This window comes from Streptomyces sp. Y309 (genome assembly GCF_056712025.1).
Genome location: NZ_CM160048.1, coordinates 3,743,432 through 3,763,506, shown reverse-complemented (window position 1 = coordinate 3,763,506; position 20,075 = coordinate 3,743,432). Strand labels below are relative to the sequence as shown.

Here is a 20,075-nt window from a genome sequence, read left to right as displayed (position 1 = left end):
CGGTCACCGGAGGGCGGTTTGTGTCCCGGGCAAGTTCCCTCCGGCATTTTCTTTCGGGGGACAGCCGCCGCATTCCGGGGACACCCACCCGCCGCTCCATTAACTTGCGCGGCATGCGAGCCGATCCATCCGAGCGGCGGCCCCGCCCGAAGAAGCCCCGGCACGAGTACGCGCACACCGACGCCACCCGGCTGCTCTGCGCGGGCGCCCACCTCAGCGCCGCGTTCCGCAGACGCGTCGTCGACGAACTCGTCGGCCACGCCGAGCGCCCCGTGGCACCGCCGCTCGGCGCCGACGTGCTGCCCGTCCTCGCGCACGCGCTGCGCGCCCGGCGCGACGAGCTGGTGACCGCGCTGCTGCTGCTCACGGTCTGGCTCGGCTTCCTGGCCACGGACGCCGTGATGATCTGGGACGGCCTGGAGGACCGCTCCGGCGGCGACGCGGGGCTGTCCGCCGGCGACATCGCCCAGCTTCCCTTCGGCACCGACGCGGCCGCCGCCGAAGGCCCGGAGCCCGGCGGCGAGTTGGGCGGCCTGGTGCCGGGCGGCTGGGCACTGGCGTACGCGGTCGTCGTCCTGCTGCTGTGGTGCGCGCGCGTCGGCGGGGGCCGGGACACGGGCGTCGGTGCGCCCCTGCGACCGGTGCCGCTGCCTGCGCCGCTGGCCTGGCTGCGGCGCCGCTTCGGCTGGTTCCTGACGTACACGGCCTGGTCGGCCGCGGTGGTGTACGGGATCGCGGCGCTCGCCGGGATCGCCGAGACGCCCTACCCGGTGATCTTCCCGCTGCTCATCGCGGCCGTGGTCTGGCGCCAGCAGTTCCTGCGCACACGGCTGCTGCGCGCCCGGCTCGCCCCGCGGACCTTCGCCGTGACCGCACAGCCGCGCCTGCCCGCTTGGTACCGCCGCATCGAGCGGTGCGTCCGCCGCGAGCAGCGCGCCTCCCTGACCCTGTACGACGTGAACCGCCCCTTCGTCGGCGCCGGAACGCCCCGCGAACCCTGGTCGGTCGTACTGGAGTTGAAGCGCGCCACCACGGGGAAGGCCACTGACGCGACGGCGGCCGGTCCGAACGGCACCGGTGTGAACGGGACCGGCCCGCATGCCGCCCTTCCCCGGCAGGGGAGCGGCACCCCCGTCCTGCTCACCGCGCGCGACGTCATCAGGATGATCGAGCCCCGCCTGGAGGACCTGAGCACGGCGGCCGCCGCCACCAGCCGGGACCGGCTGCGGCAGCTGGAGATCGAGGAGTTCGTCTATCTTCCGGCGGGCGCGGGCCGCGACGAGGAGCTGTACACCGGGCAGGGCACGCGGACGGCGGTCGTGTACGACGACGAGCAGGCCGACCGCCATCTCGACGAGGCGGCGGGTGAGGGCGGCGAGGCCCGGCGGCACTTCCTGCGCATCCGGGTCGGCGCCTGGAACGAACAGGTCGTCGTCTCGCTCCTGGTCCGGGTGCACACGCAGGGCGGCATGCTGGTCCTGGAGGTCGTGCCGCACGTACTCGGCCCCATCAGGCCGGAGTTCCGCGGCGTGGACGCGCTCGTCGCGAGCGAACCGGCGGGCCCGCTGCGCGACGCCGCCCGCGCGTGTGTCGCCGCCCCCGCCCTGTCCGTGGCCGTCGGCATCACGGCCCTGCGCTGGCTCCCGTCCCTCGGCACGGCGCTGCGCCTGTGGCTGTCGATGCCCGCCACGGACGCGGAGGCGACCAAGGACAGGACAGCCCGCGTCCTGCGACCCGTCACCCGTGCCCTTCGCGCCCTCTACGGCTTCGGCTCCCGCTTCTTCCCGGCGCCGGACCTCGCCCCCGACGCCCCGCTGGTCTCCCTGCGCCAACTCGCCGCCACCGACAGCCTCTCCCTCTTCCAGGAGATGGACGTCGCCCGCTACACGCGCACCCTCCAGGACCGCATCGGCGAGGGCGTACGCGACGCGCTGGCGGCGGGCGGCTACCGCACCGACCGCTTCGAGCAGCACATCACGCAGATCAACAACAGCGGGGTCTACATCAAGGAGATGTCCGGCGGCGCGCTCGCCACCGGCACGTACGGCCGGGCCACGCACACGGAGAAGACCCTCGCGTGAGCGGGGCGGCATGAACGACCCACGGAAGGAACACCCATGAGCAGCGAGAACCGGCCGACGGGCGGCGGCGGAGCCAACGTACAGATCAACGCGATCCACGGCGGCTCCCAGGCCTTCGGCGACCACGGCAAGGCGGAATCCACCAACTACACGACGGTGGTCGCCGACCGGGCCCACAGCGACCTCCTGACCGCCGTCCGCACCCTGCGCCGCGAGCTGCGCGAGGGCGAGCGCACGGCCGTGGACGACGAGATCGCGGCCCAACTGGACGAGGTCGAGGGGGAGATCACCCGCGGCGGGCGCACCGAGCGCGGGCTGCTCGTCCGGCTGCGCGACCGGCTCACGGAGTACGCGCCCGCCGCCACGACGGCCGCGTCCGTGACGGCCTTCCTCCAGGCCGTCGCCGGGGTCCTGGGCTGAACGCGAGCGAGAGCATGGGAAGGAACGGCGGTCGGTGGTGCGGATCTACGACAGGGACCGGCAGGAGTGGGTCGGGTGGGAACGCGAGCGGGAGCTCGCGGCGCTGCACGACCGGGACGCCACGCGCCAGCGCCGGGCCTGGCGCGACGCCGTCGCGGTGCTCGCGGTGTGCGGGCTCGCCTTCGGCACCTGGGCGCTCGGCTGGAAGGACGAGCCGGAGCCGACGGCGTACCTGACGGAGCGGCAGCCCGCGCAGAGCCCCGGCACGGACGCGGGGGTGCCCGGCACCGAGGACGCCGCGCAGCCGTCCCCGGAGGGCGGGCCGCCGCCCGGCTACGAGTCGGTCACCGACGACGAGGGTTTCCGCCTCGCCGTGCCGCGCGGCTGGAGCCGCAGCGGCGCGGAGGGCCTGAACGGCATCACCATCGTCAACTACCGCAGTTTCGACGGCACTCGGCGGCTCCAGGTGTACGAGGTGAGCGAGCCGACGCCGTACGACTCGCTGCGGGCGTTCCTCGACGACACGAAGATCCCGAAGTCGGAGGGCTTCCGGCGGCTCTCGCTGACCCGGCCCGACGACGGTCCGCGCCCCGCCGCGAGGCTCACGTACCTCACCGACCGGATCAGGAACGAGCCGGACGTCGGTACCTGGCATGTCGTCGATCACCGCTTCGAGGCGGACGACGACAAGCTGTACGCCCTCGCGGCGTATGGTCCGGAGGCGGACGGCAGGCAGGACGAGCGGGAGCTCGTCGCGACGGCCCTGGAGTGGTTCTGCCCGGCGTTCACGCACTGCCCGGAGCCGGGCGGGAGTTAGGCCGCTCAGGACGCGCCGAGCCGAACCCCGCCGTCACCACCCCCGCCGCGACGATCACCGCGATCCCGACCACCCGTAGCGCCACCGCCATCCCGGACGTGAAGTCCGCGGTGCCGTTCGTGTGGCCGGTGCCGGTGTGGGCGGCGAGGACCGTGCCTGTGACGGCCACGCCGAGCGCGGCGCCGATCTCGCGGGCGGAGGTGCCGAGGCCGGAGCCGAGGCCCGCCTGGTGCGGGGGCAGCGAGGAGACCACGCCCATGGTCAGGGCGGGCATGCACAGGCCGGTGCCCGCCGAGATGACCAGGAGCCAGCAGACGTACACCGCGTAGGGCGTGCCCGCGTCCGCCGTGGACGCGCCGAGCAGCCCGCCGCCGATGAGCAGCAGCCCGCCGCCCACGACCGGCCGCGGCGAGCCGGACCAGCGCGCCGCGAGCCGCGGCAGGAGCGCCATGCCGACGGTCAGCGGCACGATGGCGAACCCGGCGCGCGCGGCCCCGTACCCCTTCACGTACTGCAGGTACTGCGAGTTGACGTAGAAGAGCGAGAACAGGCCGAAGAAGCCGGCCGCCGTGCCGAGGGCGGCGGCGCGCAGCCGGGCGGAGCGGAAGACGCGCGGGTCGAACAGCGGGGCGCGCGAGCGCAGCGCGTGCGCGGTGAAGGCGGCGAGCAGGACGGCTCCGGCCGCGAAGGCGCACAGGATGCGCGGGGCGCCCCAGCCGCACATCGGGCTCTCGATGATGCCGAAGAGGACGGCGACGAGACCCGCGGTGAGCAGGAGCGTGCCGAGGGGGTCGAGGGAGGGGGCGGCTGCTTCAACTGCTTTGTCCGTACGCGGAGTTGTGCGCGCCACGGCCAGGGCGAGGAGCGCGCCCAGCGGCACCATGACCCAGAACAGTGCCCGCCAGGACAGGTGTTCGCCGACGAGACCGCCGCCGACGTTCCCCGCGAGGCCGCCGAGGCCCACCGCGAGGGTCCAGGAGGCGAGGGCGCGGGGGCGCTGTTCGGGCGGCGCCACACGCATCAGGATCGACATGGTCGCGGGCATGATCAGCGCGGCCCCGGCGCCGGAGACGCCGCGTCCGGCGATGAGCAGGGCGGGGGACCCGGCGAGCGCGCTGACCGTGGCGCCCGCGGCGAACAGGCCGAGCCCGGCGAGCAGCGCGCCCTTGCGGCCGTACCGGTCGCCGAGCGCGCCCGCCGGGATGAGCAGGCCCGCGAAGACGATGACGTATGCGTCGACGGTCCACAGGATCTCGCTCGCGGACGGGTGCAGGCCGGACGAACCGAGCTGCGGGATCAGGAGGTTGATGGCGGCGACCATGCTCTGCGCGACCATCACGCAGGCGCACAGCACGACGAGCGTCGACCGCTTCAGGGCGGCCGGGGGCTCGGGCGCCGCTGACGGGTCGGAAGGGGAGGGCGCGGCGGGGACCGGCGCCGGGGCAGGCGAAGGCAAGGCTCCTCCTCGGGAGCGGTGTGGCAGGGGATGTACGGCCACCGTAGGCTCGCCCGGTACCTGCTTTCCAGTGCAAGTTCTGCAAGGGATGATTGCGTGTGACGCAAGTGGAACGCCCGGCGGACGGTGCGGGCCTCGACCTGAACCTGCTCCTCGCGCTCGACGTCCTGCTCGACGAGCGCAGCGTGCGCGGCGCCGCCCGCCGGCTGCATCTGTCCGAGCCCGCGATGAGCCGCACGCTCGGCCGCGTCCGCAAGGCGCTCGGCGACCCGGTCCTGGTGCGGGCGGGCCGCCAGATGGTGCCGACGCCGTACGCGCTCGCGGTGCAGGCGGAGGTGGGCGCGGTGGTGGAGCGGGCGCGGGCGGTGTTCGCCGGTCCCGGCGCCCAGGACCTGCGGGCCCTCTCGCGCACGCTCACGCTCGTCGGCCACGACGCGCTCGCCGCCGCGTACGCCCCCGCGCTGTTCGCCCGCGCGGCCGCGGAGGCGCCGGGGATCCGGCTGCGGTTCCTGACCGAGAGCCATCTGGACGCGCCGGTGCTGCGCGAGGGCGTCGCCGACCTGGAGGTCGGCGTGATCGACACGGCCGCGCCCGAGGTGCGGGTCGAGCACCTCTTCGACGACGTGATGGTCGGCGTCGTACGCCCCGGACACCCCCTGTCGCAGGGCAAGTTGACGCCGAAGCGGTTCGCCGCCGCCGACCACCTGACGGTGTCGCGGAAGGGGAGGATGGCCGGTCCGGTCGACACCGCCCTGGCCGAACGCGGCCTGCGCCGCCGGGTCGTGGGCAACGTGGGCACGTACCCCGCCGCCCTCTTCATCCTCCTGCGGACCGACCTGGTCGGCCTGAGCATGTCCTGGGCCCGTCCGCTGACGGACGCCCTCGGCCTGGTCACCTTCCCCGTCCCGCTGGAGCTGCCGCCGCTGAGGATCGCCATGGCCTGGCATCCCCGGCACGACGCGGATCCGGCGCACGCGTGGCTGCGGGGGTGTGTGCGGGAGCTGGTCGCGGCGCCCGGGTGAGCCGGTCTCAGGGGGTGAGCCGGGTCGCCAGCCAGTCCGCCGTGTGGGGCAGCCAGTCCGCGCGGGCGTTGCCGAGGAGGTGGTCGCCGCCGGGAACCAGCAGGTACTCGCCTCGCGGGGCGGCCGCCGCGAGCCCGGACCCGTCGACCACGCCGGGGGTCCTGTCCGTCGCGCCGTCCACGACGAGCAGCGGGCAGGCGATGCGCGGCGCGACGTCCCGCAGGTCGACGCGGCGCACGAACTCCGCCGCGGCCCGCGCCGATCCGGCCCGCTCGGTGAGCGTCTGCGTGACGAAGGCGGGCAGGTCCTCCCAGGCGGTGAGGCGGTAGGGGCCGCTGATGGCGGCGGTGGCGCGGACGCGCGGGTCGTGGGCGGCGGACACGGAGGCGTAGTAGCCGCCGAGGCTGAGCCCGATGAGGCCGAAGCGGGGCTCGGGGCCGAGGCCGTGCCCTTCGGAGAGGGTGTCCAGGGCGCGGGCGACGACGTGCTGGTAGTCGGCGTCGACGCGCGCCCGGGTGGCGAGGGCGCCCTGGCCGGGGCCGTCCATGGCGAAGACGGTGACCCCGCGGCGGAGCAGGGCGTCGGCGACGGCGTGGAACTCCTCCTTGCCGGAGTCGAGGCCGGGGATCATAACAACTACCCGGCGACCGACGGCTGTTGACGCCCCCTCGGGCTTCCCCGCCGCGGGCTTCCGCAGCCACCCCACGAACCCCTCGCCTTCGACCCGTACCGCCGTCGCGGGCTCCAGCAGGGCGAGGGACCGCCCCATCGCCTCGTCGGCCTCGGCCGCCGCCCGCTCCTTGAGTACGAGGTCGGGGTGCGGCATGAGCACGGCGCAGTGCAGCCAGCGGGCCGCGGTGCGGAAGCCCTCGCCCGCGGAGACGGTCCGCCCGGCGGCCGCGTCCCGCTCGGCGGCCGCCCGGTGCCGCAGCCCCGCCGCGCGGAAGGCGCCGGGCCACTCGCGCAGCCCGCGCAGGGCGCCGGTGACCCGGTCGTACTCGAACGGGTCGAGGCCCGCGGCGAGGACGCGGGAGCGGTTGAGGGGCACGAACTCCTGGAGCATCCCGGGGAGGTCGGCGAACGGGGTGAGGGTGTCGTCTTGAGGCACGGGGACAGGGAAGCGGGCGGGCGGTCGGGGCGTCCAACAACTGCTGTTCGTGGGCGACAACTGGTGGTTGTTCCCTATGGTGAGGGGGTGGGCACGACGAATGGAGAAGCGGTGGGCCGCCCGCCGGGCGGGGGAGAGGCGCGGGCCGAGGCGGGCGGCGCCGGGGCCGAGCTGGACCTGGCGCAGGCGCGGGCCTTCGTCGTCGCCGCCGATCTGCTGCACTTCGGTCGCGCCGCCGACCGGCTCGGCATCACCCAGCAGGCGCTGTCCAAGCGCGTCGCCCGCCTCGAAACCGCCCTGGGCGTACGGCTCTTCGAGCGGACCGGGCGCGGCGTGGACCTGACGGACGAGGGCCGCCGCTTCCTGGAGCCCGCCCGGCGGGCCCTCGCGGCGGGCCGGGCGGCGGTCGCGGCGGTGCGGCCGGGGCGGCGCGGGCTGCGGGTGGACGCGTGGGGCCATCTGTACGGCCCGATGCGCACGCTCGCCACGGTCATCGAGGCGGCGCCGCACCTGGGCCTGGAGCCCGGGGCGGGCCGGGACCTCCCGTCGGTGGCGCGGGCGCTGCGGCGGGGCGAGGCGGAGGCGGGGTTCGGCCGGGTCCCGCCGGGCCGGCTCCCGGCGGGCCTGTCCGCGCACCTGGTCCGCGTGGAGCCGGTGGACGTGCTCCTGAGCGCCGCGCACCCCCTGGCCGCCGCACCGGCGCTGCGCCCGGCCGACCTCCGGGACAGCGTCCTGCGCTTCCCCGGGGACCCGGCCCGCCTGGACTTCCTGACCCGCTTCGCGGACCACTTCGGCATCGCGCACCGGGTGGGCGGCCCGAACCTGGGCCTGGACCCTTTCCTCACCCGCCTGCGCGCGGACCCGACCCACTTCTCCCTGTTCCCGGCGGACGCCCCGCTCCCCGACGTACCGGGCCTGCGCAGCATCCCCCTGCACGAGCCGACGCCCCTGTACGCCTGGTCCGTCGTCCACCCGGGACCCACCCCGGACACCGACCCGCGCGTGGCCGGACTCCTGCGCGCCTGCGCCACCCTCGCGGCCACCCACCGCTGGCTGGACCACGACCCCGCCCGGGACTGGCTCCCGGACTGACTCCCGGCCCGACGCTGCTAGCTGTTGCTGAACCACTCTGGAATGTAGTACTTCTTATACATGAGCGAGCAAGTCCACAACAGACTGGCGATGGTGCGCGCCGAGCGGAAGGTGTCCCGGCAGAGCCTCGCGGAGGCCGTGGGCGTGCATTACCAGACCATCGGCTACATCGAGCGGGGGCAGTACAACCCGAGCCTCGACCTCGCGTTGAAGGTCGCGAAGTACTTCGGGCTGCCCGTCGAGGCGCTGTTCTCGCTGGAGCCGTTCCAGCCGCTCACGGATCAGGTGTACGGGCACGGGAGGGACAGTTAAGTCATGGCGCAGCAGGAGCAGTTGAGCGCGTACGACCGGCGGTTGTACGCCCTGATGAACCGGGGCGAGGGTGCGTCGCTGTACCGCACCGCCGCCCGCCGCCGCGCCGTCGTCGGCGCGCACGTCGTGCTGACCGTCGCCTCCGTCGCGGGCTGGCTCGCCACGGTCGTGGGGCAGCAGGGCTGGGCCGCCTGGGTGATGCTCGCGCTGATCGTGCCGTGGTGCGTCGCCACCGGCATCATCAACGGCGCCACCCGTGGCCTCCTGGAGCTGCGGCCCCGCGCCCTGGACGAGCGGCAGCGCGCCGAGCGCGACCGGGTGAAGGCCCGCGCTCACGGGATCATGACCTGGCTGCTGCTCGCGGCTGTCGTCGGCACGGGCGTCGCCCAGTCGTCGGGCGTGGACGTCGAGGCGCTGGTGTTCCAGGTGACGCTCAGCGTCTTCGTCGTCCACTGGCTGATGCCGATGTGGGTGGCGGGCCTCTCCGTCCGGGACGAGCCGGACGGCCTCGACGGTCTCGACGGCGACGAGTAGCCGGGTGACGCCGGGCGCGGGTCCGCCCGTGCCCCGCCTCCGCCTCACTCGCTCCGCCGTCAGGTCTGCTGCAGCTCCTCCTGGAGCTTCGAGACGTCCACCGACTCCTTCTGCGACGGCGTCTTCGTCGGCACCGGCTTGTCGTAGTCGGTGAGCGTCGTCGTCTTGTCGGTGCCCTTGCCCTTCTCCGTGGCGCGGACCAGATACGGCTTGCCCTCGGTGGCGACGTACAGCGTGGTGTCGTTGCCGTCGTCCTTGCCGGTCAGGGGGACCACCCGGGTGCCGTCGACGGTCGTGACCTTGCCCTTCTTCAGGTCCTTCGCGTCGTCGCCGTCGGAGCCGTCCCCGTCGGAGTCGTCGCTCACGCTCTTCTGAAGCTCCTTGAGATCGCAGACCTCCGCCAGACCCTTGAGCATGTCGTCGTTCGTGCTGCCGTGGATGTAGCGGTCCTTGAAGAGCTCGGCCGCCGCCGCGCCCTGGCCGCCGGGCACCTGGTTCTTCCAGAACGCCTGGTCCGGCTTCATCCACACCTTGTCGCCCTGCTTGACCAGCTCCGCCGAGCCGCCGGTGCCGCCGAACTTCAGGTCGCCCGCGCAGTTGCCGTCGCGGTCGAGGGCGAGGTCCATGGCCGCCGGATCGTCCTTTTCGACGTCGGTGCCCTTGTCCGTCAGCGTGAGATGGACAGACTTGGCGTCGAGCAGCTCCTGTTTCGCCTTGTCGGAGATCTCCTGGGCGCTCAGGTCCGCCGTGCCGTCCTTCTTGTCGCCCTTGTCGCCGCCGTCGTCGTCCGAACAGGCGGGGACGAGCAGCGCCAGTGCGGCGGCGCCGCAGACCGCGCCTGCGGTCCGCAGCCGCATACGGGACAATGTACTCATAACGTCACCTCCGGTGACAGAACGTGCTTCGAGCGTACGTTTCACCCCGCGTACCCGCATACGCAGTGACACAGCGCACTTTCGGCCATCGAATAGGCATGCTTTTCCCGGCCCGGGGCAGGTGCTCCCGGCTACCACGAGTGACAGGTGGGGCATATGACAGGAACGGAAGGCAACAGGGACGTGTCCGCACAACAGACCATCCACGTGGCGGGAGAGTGGCTGAGCGCCGCATCCGGCGCCACCCGCGAGATCATCGACCCCGCGGATGCCAAGCCGTTCGCGATCATCGCCGAGGGCGGCGCCGAGGACGCGGACGCCGCCATCGCCGCGGCCCGGAAGGCCTTCGACGAGGGCCCCTGGCCGAGCACGCCGGTCGCCGAGCGCGCCGCGCTGCTGCGCAAGGTCGCCGACCTCCTCGTCCGCGACCGCGAGGAGATCGGCCTCCTGGAGAGCCGCGACGCGGGCAAGACCCTCGAAGAGGGCCGCGTCGACGTCGACTGCGTCGCCGACGCCTTCCGGTACTTCGCCGACCTGGTGATCGGCGAGGGCGCCGGACGCGTCGTCGACGCCGGGTCCGCCGACATCCACAGCGTCGTCGTGCACGAGCCCATCGGCGTCTGCTCGATGATCACCCCCTGGAACTATCCGCTCCTCCAGGCCAGCTGGAAGATCGCGCCCGCCCTCGCGGCCGGCAACACCTTCGTGATCAAGCCGAGCGAGGTCACCCCGCTGACGACGGTCGCGCTGATCGAGCTGCTCGTGGAGGCCGGCCTGCCCGCCGGTGTCGCCAACATCGTCACCGGCCCCGGCCACACCGTCGGCGCCCGCCTCGCCGACCACCCCGACGTCGACCTGGTCTCCTTCACCGGCGGCCTGGTCAGCGGCACCAAGGTCGCCCAGGCCGCCGCCGTCGGCGTCAAGAAGGTTGCCCTGGAGCTCGGCGGCAAGAACCCCAACGTCGTCTTCGCGGACGCCTGCGCCACCGACGAGGGCTTCGACACCGCCGTCGACCAGGCCCTGAACGCGGCCTTCATCCACAGCGGGCAGGTCTGCTCCGCCGGCGGCCGCCTCATCATCGAGGAGTCGGTGCGCGAGCGCTTCGTCGCCGAGCTCGCCCGCCGCGCCGAGAAGATCAAGCTCGGCCGGGGCACCGAGGACGGCGTCGAGTGCGGCCCGCTCGTCTCGCAGCAGCAGCGCGAGAAGACCGAGATGTACGTCGCCTCCGCGCTGGAGGAGGGCGCCGTGCTGCGCTGCGGCGGCAAGCGCCCCGAGCCCACCGACGCCCGCCCGGCCACCGGCTACTTCTACGAGCCGACCGTCCTCGACCAGTGCCACCGCGGGATGAAGGTCGTCCGCGAGGAGGTCTTCGGTCCGGTGCTCTCGGTCGAGACGTTCCGTACCGAGGACGAGGCCGTCGCGCTGGCCAACGACACCGAGTACGGGCTCGCCGGCGCCGTGTGGACCACCGACTCCGGCCGCGCCCGCCGCATGGCCCGCCGGATGCGCCACGGCACCATCTGGATCAACGACTTCCACCCCTACCTGCCGCAGGCCGAGTGGGGCGGCTTCGGCAAGAGCGGCGTCGGCCGCGAGCTGGGCCCCGCCGGGCTCGCCGAGTACCGCGAGGCCAAGCACGTCTACGAGAACCTCGCGCCGCAGCCGGTGCGCTGGTTCGCGGGCTGAGCCGCCCGTCCCCCTTACGCGAAAGCACCTTGTACGACCTCGCAGGAAGAGGAGCAGTTCCCCCATGGCTGAAACGAACGAGTACGACTACGTCATCGTCGGCGGCGGCACCGCCGGATCGGTGATCGCCTCCCGGCTCACCGAGAACCCGGACGTCACCGTCGCCGTCATCGAGGGCGGCCCCAGCGACATCGACCGGGACGACGTCCTGACGCTGCGCCGCTGGCTCGGCCTGCTCGGCGGCGAGCTCGACTACGGCTACACCACCACCGAGCAGCCGCGCGGCAACTCGCACATCCTGCACAGCCGCGCCAAGGTCCTGGGTGGCTGCTCCTCGCACAACACCCTGATCTCCTTCAAGCCGCTGCCGTCCGACTGGGACGAGTGGGAGGAGGCGGGCGCCACCGGCTGGAACGCCAAGACGATGGACCCCTTCTACGGCAAGCTGCGCAACAACGTCGTACGCGTCGCCAAGAAGGACCAGAACCAGATCGCCACCGACTGGGTCGAGGCCGCCCAGACGGCGCTCGGCGTCCCCGAGGTCTGCGGCTTCAACGACAAGCCCTTCGAGGAGGGCGTCGGCTTCTTCGACCTCGCGTACCACCCGGAGAACAACAAGCGCTCCTCGGCGTCCGTCGCCTACCTGCACCCCCACATGGAGGCCGGTGACCGCCCCAACCTCCACCTCTTCCTGGAGACGTGGGCGTACCAGCTCGAGCTCGACGGCACGACCGCGCGCGGCGTGCACGTGCGCACCAAGGACGGCGCCGAGAAGCTGCTGAGCGCCCGCCGCGAGGTCCTGGTGTGCGCGGGCGCCGTCGACACGCCCCGCCTGCTCATGCACTCCGGCATCGGCCCGAAGAAGGACCTCGAAGCCCTCGGCATCCCGGTCGTGCACGACCTGCCGGGCGTCGGCGAGAACCTCATCGACCACCCGGAGTCGGTCATCGTCTGGGAGACGAACGGGCCGATCCCCGGCAACTCCGCGATGGACTCCGACGCGGGCCTGTTCGTGAAGCGGGACCCGGACCACAAGGGCCCGGACCTGATGTTCCACTTCTACCAAATTCCGTTCACCGACAACCCGGAGCGGCTCGGCTACGAACGCCCCGAGCACGGTGTGTCGATGACCCCGAACATCCCCAAGTCCCGCGCCCGCGGCCGCCTTTACCTCACCTCCGCGGACCCCGAGGTGAAGCCCGCCCTGGACTTCAAGTACTTCGAGGACGAGGGCGACTACGACGGCCAGACCCTGGTCGACGGCATCAAGCTCGCCCGCAAGGTGGCTCAGGCCGAGCCCTTCAAGAAGTGGCTCAAGCGCGAGGTCTTCCCCGGCCCGGACGTCACCGACGACGCCGAGATCAGCGAGCTCGTGCGCAAGGCCGCGCACACCGTCTACCACCCGGCCGGCACCTGCCGGATGGGTGCCTCCGGTGATGAACTCGCCGTGGTCGACCCGGAGTTGAAGATCCGGGGCCTGCAAGGAATCCGTATCGCGGACGCATCCGTCTTCCCGACGATGCCCGCCGTGAACCCGATGATCGGAGTGCTCATGGTCGGGGAGAAATGTGCCGAGATCCTGGAAGCCGCGGCCCAGGGAGGTGACGGCCGATGAGCGAGGCGATGCCCCTGGCGGGGAGCCGAGCGATGACCACGGCCGCCGGAACGCGCGCGGCGGCCGCGACGCCTGCGGCCGCGGCCGCCGCGATGCGAGGAGGTGAAGGCCGATGAGCGACGCCACCACTCACGCCCAGGCCGCACCGGACGACGGATCCGAGCCCGGCGGAGCCGGTGAGTCCGTCTTCTCCGTCCGGAATCTGTGGAAGGTCTTCGGGCCGAAGGCCGAACGCGTGCCGGGCGACTCGGAGCTGACCGCTCTCTCGCCCGCCGAGCTGCGGACCCGCACCGGCTGCACCGCCGCCGTGCGTGATGTGTCCTTCGAGGTGAAGAAGGGCGAGGTCTTCGTCGTCATGGGCCTGTCGGGCTCCGGCAAGTCCACGCTCGTGCGCTGTCTGACCCGCCTCATCGAGCCGACGTCCGGCGCGATCGAGATCGACGGCGAGGACGTCCTCGCCATGGACAAGAACCGGCTGCGCGAACTGCGCCGGCACCGCGCGTCCATGGTCTTCCAGCACTTCGGCCTGCTCCCGCACCGCACCGTCCTCGACAACGTCGCGTACGGCCTGGAGATCCAGGGCGTCGCGCGCGCCGAGCGCCGCGAGAAGGCGATGAAGGTCATCGAGAAGGTCGGCCTGGAGGGCCTGGAGCTGCGCAAGCCCGGTCAGCTCTCCGGCGGCCAGCAGCAGCGCGTCGGCCTCGCCCGCGCCCTCGCCGTCGACCCCGAGGTGCTGCTCTTCGACGAGCCGTTCAGCGCCCTCGACCCGCTGATCCGCCGCGACATGCAGGAAGAGGTCGTCCGCCTGCACCGCGAAGAGGGCCGCACGATGGTCTTCATCACGCACGACCTCAGCGAGGCCCTGAAGCTCGGCGACCGCATCGCGCTGATGCGCGACGGCCGCGTCGTCCAGCTCGGCACGCCCGAGGAGATCGTCGGCTCGCCCGCCGACGAATACGTGCGCGACTTCGTCCGGGACGTGCCGCGCGAGCAGGTCATGACCTGCCGCAGCGCCATGCGGCCCGCCGACGCCGGCACCGACGAGGACACCAAGGGCCCGGCGATCGCGCCCGACGCGACGGTGTCCGAGGCCATCGAGGCCGTGGCCCGCACCGGATACCCGGCGCGCGTGATGGACGCCGGACGGTGCCTGGGCGTCGTCGACCACGAGCAGCTGATCGGCGTGGTCGCGGGCATGCGGCCCAAGGGCCAGAATTCCGACAAGGCGCGCACGCAGATACGTAAAGAGGTAACCGGCGAGGTGGCTTCCTGATGGCCACCGCAACCGCATCCGGACCCGTACGAGATACGGGCATCGGCGCCCTGCTGCGCCGCCGCGCCGTCGTCAAGCTCCTGCTGCTCGCCGTCGTCGCGGCAATCGCCGTCCCGATCGTCAACGCCAAGTGGGCCTCCGGCGCCTGGCCGGACGCGCTCACCGTCGACCTGACCGAGCCGCTCGGCGACGTCAGCAGCTGGATCATCGACAACCGCGACAGCCACCCGCTGTTCATCTACTTCTTCGGGCACATCTCCAACGCCATCGTGCTGTCCGTGCGCGGCGTCTACCTGGTGCTGCTCGCCGCGGGCTGGGCGGGCGTCACCGTCGCCGCCGGCGCGATCGCCTGGCGCGTCGCGGGCCTGAAGCTCGCCGTGACGGCCGCCGCGGCCTTCGCGATCTGCGGGCTGCTCGGCATGTGGGTGCCGACGATGCAGACGCTCGCGCTGATGGTCGTCGCCGTGCTCGCGTCGGTGATCCTCGGCATGCTGCTCGGCCTCGCCGCGGGCCTCAACGACCGGATCTTCCGCATGATGCGCCCGGTCCTCGACACCATGCAGGTGTTCCCGGCCTTCGCGTATCTGCTGCCCGTCGTGCTCGTCTTCGGCGTCGGCGTGCCCGCGGCGGTCCTCGCGACGGTCGTGTACGCGGCCCCGCCGATGGCCCGCCTGACGGCCCTCGGCCTGCGCGGCGCCGACGGCGGCGTGATGGAGGCGGTGGCCTCGCTGGGCGCGACCGCCCGCCAGCGCCTGCTGTCCGCGCGCCTGCCGCTGGCCCGCAAGGAACTCCTCCTCGGCCTCAACCAGACGATCATGATGGCGCTCTCCATGGCCGTCATCGCGTCCGTGATCGGCGCGGGCGGCCTCGGTGACCGCGTCTACCAGGCGCTCGCCTCGGTCGACGTCGGCCAGGCCCTCGCCGGCGGCATCCCGATCGTGCTGCTCGCCGTCGTCCTCGACCGCGTCACCGGCGCGGCGGGCGAACGCCTCGGCGCGCACGCCCACGACAGCTCGCCGCTGCGCGGCTGGCGCGGCTGGTCCATCGCCGGTGCCGCGACCCTGGCCTGCGCCCTCGCGGCCAGGTTCGCGGACCGCCTGGAATGGCCGACGAGCTGGGTCGTGCAGATCGCCGAGCCGGTGAACACCGCCAAGGACTGGATGGTCGACCACATCTACACGGGCGTTCCCGTGGTCGGCGGCACGGCGGACTGGGCGGCGCACTTCACCACGTACGTCCTCGACCCGGTGCGCGACGGCCTGCAGGGCCTGCCCTGGTGGTCGGTGCTGCTCATCGTGGCGGCCCTCGCCTGGGTGATCGGCACCTGGGAGACGGCGCTCACCGCGGTCCTCGCGATGGCGGCGATCGGTGTCCTCGGCGTGTGGAACGCTTCCCTGGACACGCTGTCGCAGGTCCTCGCCGGCGTGGCCGTGACCCTTGTCCTCGGCTTCCTGATCGGCATCGCGGCGTCGCGCAGCGGCCGCCTCGAACGCACCCTGCGCCCCGTCCTGGACGTCTTCCAGACGATGCCGCAGTTCGTGTACCTGATCCCGGTCGTCGCGCTCTTCGGTGTCGGCCGCGCCCCGGCGGTCTTCGCCGCCGTCGTGTACGCGCTGCCGGCCGTCATCCGCATCACCACGCAGGGCCTGCGCCAGGTCAACCCCGCCGCGATGGAGTCCGCGAAGTCCCTCGGCGCCACCAACTGGCAGCAGCTGCGCCAGGTCCAGCTGCCGCTGGCCCGCCCCGCGCTGATGCTCGCCCTCAACCAGGGCGTCGTCCTGGTCCTCGCCGTCGTCGTCATCGGCGGCCTGGTCGGCGGTGGCGCGCTCGGCTACGACGTGCTCGCCGGCATCGCGCGCGGCGACCTGGCGATCGGCCTGGTGGGCGGTATCGCGATCGTCTGCCTCGGCCTGATGCTGGACCGCGTGACACAGCCGACGGAACGCCGCGCGAAGAAGGGAGCGTGACCATGCGGGTACGTACGCGAGTGACGGCCGCGCTGGCCGGTGTGGGCACCCTGGTCGTGCTCTCCGGCTGCGGCGCCGCCGACATGTCCAAGCAGTCGTCCCCGTACGCGAACGCGGCGGGCGCCAAGACGGTGACGCTGTCCGTGCAGTCCTGGGTGGGCGCGCAGGCCGACGTCGCCGTGGCCGAGTACATCCTCAAGGAGAAGCTGGGCTACCGCGTCGACAAGGTCCAGATCGACGAGATCCCGGCCTGGGACGCGCTCAGCCAGGGCCGCGTCGACGCGATCATGGAGGACTGGGGCCACCCGGACCAGGAACAGCTCTACATCAAGGACAAGAAGACGATCGTCCCCGGTGGCGACGTCGGCGTGACCGGGCACATCGGCTGGTTCGTGCCGACGTACTTCGCGAAGAAGCACCCGGACGTCACGAACTGGAAGAACCTCAACAAGTACGCGAAGGACTTCCGCACCCCCGAGAGCGGCGCCAAGGGCCAGCTCATGGACGGCTCCCCGTCGTACGTGACGAACGACAAGGCCCTCGTCGAGAACCTCGGCCTGGACTACAAGGTCGTCTTCGCGGGCTCCGAGGCGGCGCAGATCACCCAGATCGAGCAGTTCGCCAAGCAGCAGAAGCCGTTCCTCACCTACTGGTACAAGCCGCAGTGGCTGTTCGAGAAGGTGCCCATGACGGAGGTGAAGCTGCCGCCGTACAAGGAGGGCTGCGACGCCGACCCCGCCAAGGTCAAGTGCGCCTACCCGCACACGCCGCTCCAGAAGTACCTCAACGCCGAATTCGCCGAGAACGGCGGGAAGGCCGCGGAGTTCCTGAAGAAGTTCAAGTGGTCCGAGGCCGACCAGAACGAGGTCTCCCTCATGATCGCCGACAAGAAGATGTCCCCCGAGGACGCGGCGAAGAAGTGGATCGACGCGAACGAGTCCAAGTGGAGGTCGTGGCTGCCGAAGTAGCGGTGGCCTCGCGGGGGCGCCCCAGTCCCGCCCCTTCCCGCTGCATCGAATAGCGGCTCCGCCGCGGGCGGGGGCTCCGCCCCCGGACCCCCGGGATCGGCCTGAACGGCCTCGTCCTCAATCGCCGGACGGGCTGGAAAGACCTACCCACCCGCCCTGAAAGGGGCGGGTGGGCGGGCGGTGTCACTTCGGCGGCACCTGGCCGGGGAAGGGGCGGTCGAAGAGCCAGTTGTAGAGCATCTCCCGGCAGATCCGGGGCTGGAACGCGGGTACCTGGTGGCCGGAGTCGGGCACGCCGACCTGTGTCAGGTTCCTGAGGGCGCGGACGAAGCCCTTCGGGTTGCCCTGCGCGTGGGTCCAGACGAGCCGGGGCGCGTCGCGCCATTCCGCGTGTGCGTCGTCGCCCTTCTGCCGCATGAGGTCGTCCAGGATCTCCTCGGTGCTCCGGTATCCGCAGGCGGTGTCGAAGTTGCCGGTGTAGAGCAGGGTCTTGTAGCCCTTGTCGACGATCTCGGTGTACCGCCAGGAGCCGTCCGCCATGTTGTCCCGCACCAGCGCCTCGGCCACCGGGCCGTGATCGTCGGCGCTCCGCCAGTCGACGTTCGCGGGTACGTGCAGCGCGTTCTTCACGTCCTCGCTGTTCAGGTAGGCGCTCAGCGCGCCCATGGGCAGATCGTCCCAGCGCCGGACGTCGTAGACGTCGAAGTTCCCTCCGTACGCCTGGGTCTTGGTCACCAGGTCGTTGCCGAGCCTGGTGGCCTCCGCCATGTCCTGCTTTCCGAGGGCGTCCTGGAAATCGGCGTAGGACTTCTCCAGGGTGCCCTTCTGGCCGATGCCGATGAACCCGGTCGTGTAGGCGTAGTCGATCAGGACGCGGAGCGACAGCTCGGGCTTGATCCAGCCGTTGCCGACGGCGATGCCCTTGAGGTTGATGCGCTGTTCTTCCGGGACCCGGCCGTTGTGCTTGTCGATCTCCAGGGCGATGGCCGGCACGTACTTGCCGGCGTAGCTCTCGCCGCAGACGTACAGCGGGCATTGCCCGTACTCCGGGTGCAGGCCGAAGAATTCCTGCAGGGCCTGCCGGAACATCTCGCCCAGGGAGTCCTCGCTGTCGACGTACTCGTCGGTGTCGGAGTAGCTGTATCCGGTGCCGATGGGCTGGTCCCAGAAGACGACGTGCGCTTCCTGGTTCCAGGATTCGGGGCGCACCGATATCGTCCCGGCGGCGTCGTCGCCGATGGACAGCGGCCCGTTCTCCAGGAAGAGCCCGAGGAGTGAGGAGGCGCCGGGCCCGCCGTTGAGCCAGATCAGCAGCGGCGTCCGGCTGATCAGCTCCTGCTGGTCGGGGGCCGGGACGTGCGGGTCGCAGGTCTGGCTCTCGAAGAACCAGTAGAACAGGTGGTTCCTGGTATTCGGGTGCACCGTGCTTTCGATGTCGACGTGACCGGCGTAGGAGCGCGCCTTCTTGGTGTCGTCGGTGCAGAAGTCGATGCTCTGGGTGTTGAGGACGTTCGCCGGAATCGAGGCGACAAGGTGCGGGTCCTGGTGTTGGTCTTGTTCCCGGTCTTGGTCTTGGTCCGACATGGCTCACCTTCCGTTCGGCAGCAGGGGCGGGGAGCGAGTCAGGGAGCCAGGGGCCCGCGTCGGCGGGACCGCGTGTGATAGGCGCCGCGGAACAGCTTGGCCGTCCTTGCCTTCTGCTCCAGGACGCCGATGCGCTGCCCTTGGAGCAGTTGCAGCGCTGGGAACCGGCCCGCTTCGAACAGCAGGATGTTCAGGGAGCCGCCGTACTTGAAGTTCCCTATCCGCTCGCCCTTTTCCACCGTGACCGGGGAGTGCAGCGGGGGCTTGAATTTCTCCAGGAAGTTCACGGAGGCGATCGAGTTGAGGCCGACGGGCACCATCCCGACGAACCCTTCGCCGTCCGGCCCTCCCGACGCGTTCAGGTACGTCGTCCTGATGATGAGGTATCCCCGGCGGAACTTCTCGAAGTCCGAGTAGTCGTAGCCGTATCCGACGTTTCCCTTGTCGAGCAGGTCGGGGAAGTCCCGGAACCCGTAGTACGCGCCGTCGACGTCCTCGCAGGATTCCACCACCTCACCCGCCACCGGTGAGTGGTACCAGTGGTAGCTGTCGGGCATCAGGATGCACGACACCGCCGTCCCGCGGTTGAAGGAGTGCGCGTACTTGGAGCCGGCGAGCAGCTCGTCGACGCGCAAGTTCACCCCCTTGACGTTGATCTGCGTCTCCGCGGTCAGGTCGTCGACGATCATGTTGATGACGCAGTCGGCCGGGGCGACCACCACTTCGGCGTCGTCCTTGGCGTCGATCGGCCGCCGGCCCTCCTTGATCTCCCGGACGAAGAAGTCGTTGAAGGTCTTCCAGTTCTCGACCTTGTACTCGTCCATACGCTTCGGGCCGAGCTCTTCGATCCAGTTCCCGATGTTCTTCTGCCACTTGTCGCCGTCCAGCTTCCCGTCCATCTGCATGCCTTGCAGATTCGTGAAGTCGGCGGTCATCTCACGCCCTGGGCCGGAGGTCACGAAGTCGATTCCGTGCTGGTTCTCGTAGTTGAGCCAGCTGAACATCTCGATGTAGTCGAGTCCGTTGTGGACGCCCGACTCCCAGCCGTACCAGTCCGCGAAGAACTGGCACAGCACATCGATGCCTTTGTTCTTCCAGTCGAACTGCACATCGACCGGCGTGTCGTCCGGGAACGGCGTCACGTTCTGGACCGCCAGGTCGTACTTGGTCTTGAAGGAGTCGTAGTCCTCCGCGTACCACTTCTTGATTTTGTCGAGAAACTCGTCGAGGGACTGTGAAAACGTCTCGTGACCCTGCGCCATTTC

At 71.6% G+C, this 20,075-nt stretch carries 17 protein-coding genes; 12 read left to right on the top strand and 5 right to left on the bottom strand.

The window, feature by feature from the left end:
• Positions 1-113: 113 nt before the first annotated feature.
• The 3 genes from AC0KTA_RS14640 to AC0KTA_RS14630 are packed head-to-tail and all read left to right on the top strand — an operon-like array spanning position 114 to position 3,318.
• Positions 114-2,081 (top strand): hypothetical protein, encoded by a 1,968-nt coding sequence (locus AC0KTA_RS14640; protein WP_481055578.1) that lies wholly within the window; start codon positions 114-116, stop codon positions 2,079-2,081.
• Between the two features lie 36 nt (positions 2,082-2,117).
• Positions 2,118-2,501 (top strand): hypothetical protein, encoded by a 384-nt coding sequence (locus AC0KTA_RS14635; RefSeq protein ID WP_481055577.1) that lies wholly within the window; start codon positions 2,118-2,120, stop codon positions 2,499-2,501.
• A 34-nt stretch (positions 2,502-2,535) separates the two neighbouring features.
• The gene (locus tag AC0KTA_RS14630; RefSeq protein ID WP_481055576.1) at positions 2,536-3,318 is read left to right on the top strand and encodes a hypothetical protein; all 783 of its coding nucleotides are present in this window, start codon (positions 2,536-2,538) and stop codon (positions 3,316-3,318) included.
• On the opposite strand, the gene AC0KTA_RS14625 is transcribed toward AC0KTA_RS14630, so the two are convergent.
• Positions 3,287-4,654, bottom strand: a complete 1,368-nt coding sequence (locus tag AC0KTA_RS14625; protein ID WP_481056424.1) for an MFS transporter — start codon at positions 4,652-4,654, stop codon at positions 3,287-3,289. The genes AC0KTA_RS14630 and AC0KTA_RS14625 overlap by 32 nt on opposite strands.
• 212 nt (positions 4,655-4,866) lie before the next feature.
• Between AC0KTA_RS14625 and AC0KTA_RS14620 the strand changes: the two genes are divergently transcribed.
• Entirely contained in the window at positions 4,867-5,796 is a 930-nt protein-coding gene (locus AC0KTA_RS14620; RefSeq protein ID WP_481055575.1) for a LysR family transcriptional regulator, read from the top strand.
• 7 nt (positions 5,797-5,803) lie between these two features.
• Here AC0KTA_RS14620 and AC0KTA_RS14615 read toward each other — a convergent pair whose 3' ends face one another.
• Positions 5,804-6,904: an alpha/beta hydrolase family protein gene (locus AC0KTA_RS14615; protein WP_481055574.1), complete on the bottom strand. Its 1,101-nt coding sequence runs from the start codon at positions 6,902-6,904 to the stop codon at positions 5,804-5,806.
• 87 nt (positions 6,905-6,991) lie between these two features.
• Between AC0KTA_RS14615 and AC0KTA_RS14610 the strand changes: the two genes are divergently transcribed.
• From AC0KTA_RS14610 to AC0KTA_RS14600, 3 genes are read left to right on the top strand one after another with little or no spacing between them, the layout of a single operon-like run.
• Positions 6,992-7,996: a LysR family transcriptional regulator gene (locus AC0KTA_RS14610; RefSeq protein WP_481055573.1), complete on the top strand. Its 1,005-nt coding sequence runs from the start codon at positions 6,992-6,994 to the stop codon at positions 7,994-7,996.
• A 60-nt stretch (positions 7,997-8,056) separates the two neighbouring features.
• Positions 8,057-8,308: a helix-turn-helix transcriptional regulator gene (locus AC0KTA_RS14605; protein ID WP_481055572.1), complete on the top strand. Its 252-nt coding sequence runs from the start codon at positions 8,057-8,059 to the stop codon at positions 8,306-8,308.
• Between the two features lie 3 nt (positions 8,309-8,311).
• Entirely contained in the window at positions 8,312-8,842 is a 531-nt protein-coding gene (locus tag AC0KTA_RS14600) for a hypothetical protein (RefSeq protein ID WP_481055571.1), read from the top strand.
• A gap of 59 nt (positions 8,843-8,901) precedes the next feature.
• On the opposite strand, the gene AC0KTA_RS14595 is transcribed toward AC0KTA_RS14600, so the two are convergent.
• Complete coding sequence (locus AC0KTA_RS14595) at positions 8,902-9,717, bottom strand: LolA-like protein (protein WP_481055570.1); 816 nt, start codon at positions 9,715-9,717, stop codon at positions 8,902-8,904.
• Between the two features lie 156 nt (positions 9,718-9,873).
• Between AC0KTA_RS14595 and AC0KTA_RS14590 the strand changes: the two genes are divergently transcribed.
• The 5 genes from AC0KTA_RS14590 to AC0KTA_RS14570 all read left to right on the top strand — a co-directional run bounded on the left by AC0KTA_RS14590 (position 9,874) and on the right by AC0KTA_RS14570 (position 17,226).
• Positions 9,874-11,403, top strand: coding sequence for an aldehyde dehydrogenase family protein (locus AC0KTA_RS14590; protein ID WP_481055569.1), 1,530 nt, complete (start codon positions 9,874-9,876; stop codon positions 11,401-11,403).
• Between the two features lie 64 nt (positions 11,404-11,467).
• The gene (locus AC0KTA_RS14585) at positions 11,468-13,018 is read left to right on the top strand and encodes a GMC family oxidoreductase (protein ID WP_481055568.1); all 1,551 of its coding nucleotides are present in this window, start codon (positions 11,468-11,470) and stop codon (positions 13,016-13,018) included.
• A gap of 112 nt (positions 13,019-13,130) precedes the next feature.
• Complete coding sequence (locus AC0KTA_RS14580; RefSeq protein WP_481055567.1) at positions 13,131-14,291, top strand: quaternary amine ABC transporter ATP-binding protein; 1,161 nt, start codon at positions 13,131-13,133, stop codon at positions 14,289-14,291.
• On the top strand, positions 14,291-16,258 hold the full coding sequence (locus tag AC0KTA_RS14575) for an ABC transporter permease (protein WP_481055566.1): 1,968 nt from the start codon (positions 14,291-14,293) through the stop codon (positions 16,256-16,258). Before AC0KTA_RS14580 ends, AC0KTA_RS14575 begins: the two co-directional genes overlap by 1 nt.
• Before the next feature lie 2 nt (positions 16,259-16,260).
• Positions 16,261-17,226, top strand: coding sequence for an ABC transporter substrate-binding protein (locus tag AC0KTA_RS14570; RefSeq protein ID WP_481055565.1), 966 nt, complete (start codon positions 16,261-16,263; stop codon positions 17,224-17,226).
• A 183-nt stretch (positions 17,227-17,409) separates the two neighbouring features.
• On the opposite strand, the gene AC0KTA_RS14565 is transcribed toward AC0KTA_RS14570, so the two are convergent.
• Both AC0KTA_RS14565 and AC0KTA_RS14560 read right to left on the bottom strand, forming a co-directional pair.
• Complete coding sequence (locus AC0KTA_RS14565) at positions 17,410-18,810, bottom strand: S10 family serine carboxypeptidase-like protein (RefSeq protein ID WP_481055564.1); 1,401 nt, start codon at positions 18,808-18,810, stop codon at positions 17,410-17,412.
• 38 nt (positions 18,811-18,848) lie between these two features.
• Positions 18,849-20,072, bottom strand: a complete 1,224-nt coding sequence (locus AC0KTA_RS14560) for a phosphatidylserine decarboxylase (protein WP_481055563.1) — start codon at positions 20,070-20,072, stop codon at positions 18,849-18,851.
• Positions 20,073-20,075: the final 3 nt, after the last annotated feature.

Coding starts and splice junctions, on each gene's coding strand:
- AC0KTA_RS14585 (WP_481055568.1), top strand. CDS start 11,468: ATGGCTGAAACGAACGAGTACGACTACGTCATCGTCGGCGGCGGCACC.
- AC0KTA_RS14635 (WP_481055577.1), top strand. CDS start 2,118: ATGAGCAGCGAGAACCGGCCGACGGGCGGCGGCGGAGCCAACGTACAG.
- AC0KTA_RS14640 (WP_481055578.1), top strand. CDS start 114: ATGCGAGCCGATCCATCCGAGCGGCGGCCCCGCCCGAAGAAGCCCCGG.
- AC0KTA_RS14580 (WP_481055567.1), top strand. CDS start 13,131: ATGAGCGACGCCACCACTCACGCCCAGGCCGCACCGGACGACGGATCC.
- AC0KTA_RS14625 (WP_481056424.1), bottom strand. CDS start 4,654: ATGGTCGCGCAGAGCATGGTCGCCGCCATCAACCTCCTGATCCCGCAG.
- AC0KTA_RS14590 (WP_481055569.1), top strand. CDS start 9,874: ATGACAGGAACGGAAGGCAACAGGGACGTGTCCGCACAACAGACCATC.
- AC0KTA_RS14560 (WP_481055563.1), bottom strand. CDS start 20,072: ATGGCGCAGGGTCACGAGACGTTTTCACAGTCCCTCGACGAGTTTCTC.
- AC0KTA_RS14595 (WP_481055570.1), bottom strand. CDS start 9,717: ATGAGTACATTGTCCCGTATGCGGCTGCGGACCGCAGGCGCGGTCTGC.
- AC0KTA_RS14600 (WP_481055571.1), top strand. CDS start 8,312: ATGGCGCAGCAGGAGCAGTTGAGCGCGTACGACCGGCGGTTGTACGCC.
- AC0KTA_RS14605 (WP_481055572.1), top strand. CDS start 8,057: ATGAGCGAGCAAGTCCACAACAGACTGGCGATGGTGCGCGCCGAGCGG.
- AC0KTA_RS14575 (WP_481055566.1), top strand. CDS start 14,291: ATGGCCACCGCAACCGCATCCGGACCCGTACGAGATACGGGCATCGGC.
- AC0KTA_RS14565 (WP_481055564.1), bottom strand. CDS start 18,810: ATGTCGGACCAAGACCAAGACCGGGAACAAGACCAACACCAGGACCCG.
- AC0KTA_RS14570 (WP_481055565.1), top strand. CDS start 16,261: ATGCGGGTACGTACGCGAGTGACGGCCGCGCTGGCCGGTGTGGGCACC.